Below are 3,285 nucleotides of genomic sequence, written 5' to 3' on the forward strand. Positions count from 1 at the left end.
CGCCCGGACCGCCCTCGCCCGCCTGGCCGTGGCCTGGGCGGAACTCGTCCTCACCGGCCAGATCCACCGGCTCAAGCGCTGCGCGGAGCACACCTGCGGCTGGGTCTTCTGGGACGCCTCCAAGAACCACAGCCGCCGCTGGTGCTCGATGCGGGTCTGCGGCAACCGCACCAAGTCCCGCAGATACGCCGCCCGGCAGCGGGACTGAACGACGACCCCGCCCGCCGCCCCGTGCGAGCGCCGTCGCGTACGAGGACCGTCGCGTACGAGGGCTGTTCATCCACGCCCCGAGGCCCCACCATGCTCCTGACTACTCGTGCGTAACACGTCGTAGGGGGAAGTGTGTTCAAGCCCGGTTCCCGGATCGTCGCCAGGATCGCCGTAGCGCTGCCGGCCACCGTCGTGTCCCTGCTCGTCCCCACCGCCGTGGTCCGCGCCCAGACCGACGCCGGGAGTACGGCAGCCGCACGTACGCCGGTCGTGTTCGTCCACGGCTACAACGCCGACCCCGGCGTATGGGGCGGACTGCGCGAGGACTTCAAGGCCGACGGGTACAGGGACGCCGAACTCTTCTCCTTCGGCTATGACACGCACCGGTCCGTTAACGAGGTCCTCTCCGGCCGCCTCGCCGCCTACGTCGAGGACGTGAAGCGCCGCACCGGCGCCGCCCGCGTCGACCTCGTCTCCCACTCCTACGGGAGCCTCGTCACCCGCTGGTACGCGAAGTACGACCCCGCAGGCCCGGCCTCGGTAGCCCACTGGGTCTCCCTCGCCGGCCCGAACCACGGCACCTCGAGCGCCTGGGCCTGCGCCCTGTGGGACCAGGCGTGCCGGGACATGACCCCCGGCTCGTACGTCCAGAAGGGCCTGGCCTCGGGGGACGAGACGCCCGGTGAGGTGCGCTACGCCACCTGGTGGTCCGACTGCGACGAGGTCGTCAACCCCGACAGCAGTGTCCCGCTGGACGGCGCGACCAACAACGCCGCCGGCTGCCTCGCCCACAACGACTTCCTCGGCGACGACACCGTCTCCCGGGGCGTCCGCGCGTTCCTCCGTTCCTGAGCGGTACCGCGCCGGTCACCGTACGAACGCCCGACCCGGACGAGCGACCTCGCCCGCGCACTACCGTGCCCGGCCCCCAGGAGGGAGTACCGGGCCCGGTCGCGTACCGGCTCACTCGACCGGCTCTAGGACCCCAGGATCCTGCTCTTCTGCTCCGCGAACTCGGCCTCGGTGAGGACGCCCTGGTCCTTGAGCTCGCCCAGCTGCTTGAGCTGGTCGATCTTGCTCGACATGTCCGAGCCCGCCGGAGCGGGTGCGGCCGCCGGAGGAGGCGGCGGGGGCGGAGCCGCGTACTGCTGCTCCTCCTGGGCCGCCCACCGGCCCTGCTGGCGACGGCTCACTCGGTTGGACACGGCGGTGGCGGTTCCGGCGACGACGGCCGTACGCGCGACCCCGCGAAGGAGGCCTGGCATGGGGATTCCCTTCTGTCCGCGCTGGCGTCGGCCGACGCTCAGCGGGCGCTGTCCGTGGTGTCGAGCGCGGCCAGGAGGGCGGGCACCGGGATCCGCCCGGAGGCGACCACCTGGGCGCCACCGCGGTGCAGGGCCGCGGCGAACGGCGCGGCCCACCGGTTCTCGTAGACCAGGATCCCGGCGGAACTGCCCGGCTGCAGCGCGGCCGAGGCCTCCTCCAGGTCGTCCTGACCGAGGAGACCCGAGGACGCGCCCTCGAAGACGGACAGGTCGAGCTCGCCGTCACCCGTGAGGTCGGCGATCTCCAGACCGCTCACGGAGCCGTCCTCCTCCTTCCTGACGAAGGTCAGGTCGAGGATGCGAATCAGGCCACGGTCCACGAGATCGACCAGGAGGGGCAGGCCCTCACCGGTCATGCGGTTGCCTGGAAACTCCACGATCAGATAGTCGATCGGTCCCAGCTCTTCGGCTTCGTCGTTCACGGCGCAACCCCTGGTGTCGTGGCTCTCTCCGTGGCTCCATTGCAACACCGGGCCGGTTCCCCCGCACGTCGGTCGCACGGGCCCGACCCGCCCGGGGAAAACCGCTGGCGGGCGCCGACGGCCGTTGCTAGCCTTCCCGAGGCCGTGCAGAGAACCAGGAGGTGGTACCCGTGAACGATATGTCGACAAGGGTGCTCCCCTCCGGGGTCACGGTCGGGCGATAGGTCGTCCGGGAGCGCCGCCCAAGAGCCCTCCCGAAAGGCACGACCGTGCACTTCACCACTGAACGACGCCTCGACGACGGCGTCCTCGAACGCGAGTTCACCCTCGGCGAGATCCCCGGCACCCTGTGGACGCCCGGCGGAGCCGCGCCCGTCCCGCTGATCCTGATGTCCCACAACAACGGCCTGCCCAAGTCGGACCCCCGGCTGATGGCCCGCGCCCGGTACACCGCGGGCCGCGGCTACGCGGTGGCCACCATCGACGCCGCCGGGTGCGGCGACCGTCCCCGTTCCGCCGCCGACGAACAGGCCCGGGCCGACCTCCAGCGGGCGATCCGCGCCGGCGAACCGGCCGACGAGCTGTTCGAGTCCCTCATCGGCCCGCTCGTCGAGAACGCCGTCCCCGAGTGGCGGACCACGCTGGACGCGCTCCTCGGACTCCCCGGGATCGACGGACCCGTCGGCTACTCCGGCGGCTGGACCGCCCTCGGCATCCGGCTGGCCGTGACCGAGCCGCGCATCGCGGCCGCCGGTTTCTTCGCCGGGGGGTACGTGCCCCGCGCCCAGCGCGAGGAGGCCCATCTGGTCACCGTTCCCCTGCTGTTCCTGCTCCAGTGGGACGACGGGGGAAACCCCAGGCAGCGGGCCCTCGACCTGTTCGACGCCTTCGGCAGCATGGAGAAGACCCTGCACGCCAACCTGGGCGGGCACACCGGCACACCGGCCTTCGAGCTGGAGGACGGATGCCGCTTCCTGGACCGCCACCTGAAGTGACCCCCCTCCCGGAGTCCGGCGCCTGACCGCGGGCGACGGGCCGATGCGGGGGCGGGCCCCCGCATCGGCCCCACCTGTCCGCGACCACGCTCGGTGGCCGGGAACCACCGAGCGCGCCGGACGGGTGCCGAGGGAGAGCGCGAAGCGTGGGAGCCGGGCCGGGCCGGGCTGTGGCAGGGGACCGCGGTCAGGCGCCGGACTCCGGGAGGGGGGTCACTTCAGGTGGCGGTCCAGGAAGCGGCATCCGTCCTCCAGCTCGAAGGCCGGTGTGCCGGTGTGCCCGCCCAGGTTGGCGTGCAGGGTCTTCTCCATGCTGCCGAAGGCGTCGAACAG

At 72.2% G+C, this 3,285-nt stretch carries 5 protein-coding genes and 1 pseudogene; 3 read left to right on the top strand and 3 right to left on the bottom strand.

What is annotated here, in order from left to right; translation table 11 throughout:
• Together EAO70_RS34235 and EAO70_RS34240 are read left to right on the top strand one after the other, a co-directional pair.
• Nucleotides 1-208 (top strand): CGNR zinc finger domain-containing protein (locus tag EAO70_RS34235; RefSeq protein ID WP_187284153.1); only part of this gene is annotated, 208 nt, incomplete at its 5' end.
• 134 nt (nucleotides 209-342) lie between these two features.
• A complete protein-coding gene (locus EAO70_RS34240) occupies nucleotides 343-1,062 on the top strand; it encodes an esterase/lipase family protein (RefSeq protein ID WP_261993186.1) in 720 nt (239 codons plus the stop codon).
• Nucleotides 1,063-1,187: 125 nt separating this feature from the next.
• Here the strand turns inward: EAO70_RS34240 and EAO70_RS34245 are convergent, their stop codons facing one another.
• Both EAO70_RS34245 and EAO70_RS34250 read right to left on the bottom strand, forming a co-directional pair.
• The gene (locus EAO70_RS34245) at nucleotides 1,188-1,475 is read right to left on the bottom strand and encodes an SHOCT domain-containing protein (RefSeq protein ID WP_148006717.1); all 288 of its coding nucleotides are present in this window, start codon (nucleotides 1,473-1,475) and stop codon (nucleotides 1,188-1,190) included.
• A 38-nt stretch (nucleotides 1,476-1,513) separates the two neighbouring features.
• Entirely contained in the window at nucleotides 1,514-1,957 is a 444-nt protein-coding gene (locus EAO70_RS34250; RefSeq protein ID WP_187284154.1) for a DUF6325 family protein, read from the bottom strand.
• A gap of 269 nt (nucleotides 1,958-2,226) precedes the next feature.
• On the opposite strand from EAO70_RS34250, the gene EAO70_RS34255 reads away from it, so the two are divergent.
• Complete coding sequence (locus EAO70_RS34255; RefSeq protein WP_148006718.1) at nucleotides 2,227-2,952, top strand: dienelactone hydrolase family protein; 726 nt, start codon at nucleotides 2,227-2,229, stop codon at nucleotides 2,950-2,952.
• 213 nt (nucleotides 2,953-3,165) lie between these two features.
• Here the strand turns inward: EAO70_RS34255 and EAO70_RS39800 are convergent.
• Nucleotides 3,166-3,285, bottom strand: a pseudogene (locus EAO70_RS39800) (alpha/beta hydrolase); the annotation flags it as partial.

The organism is Streptomyces sp. adm13(2018) (genome assembly GCF_008042145.1).
In the GTDB taxonomy this organism is placed as follows: domain Bacteria; phylum Actinomycetota; class Actinomycetes; order Streptomycetales; family Streptomycetaceae; genus Streptomyces.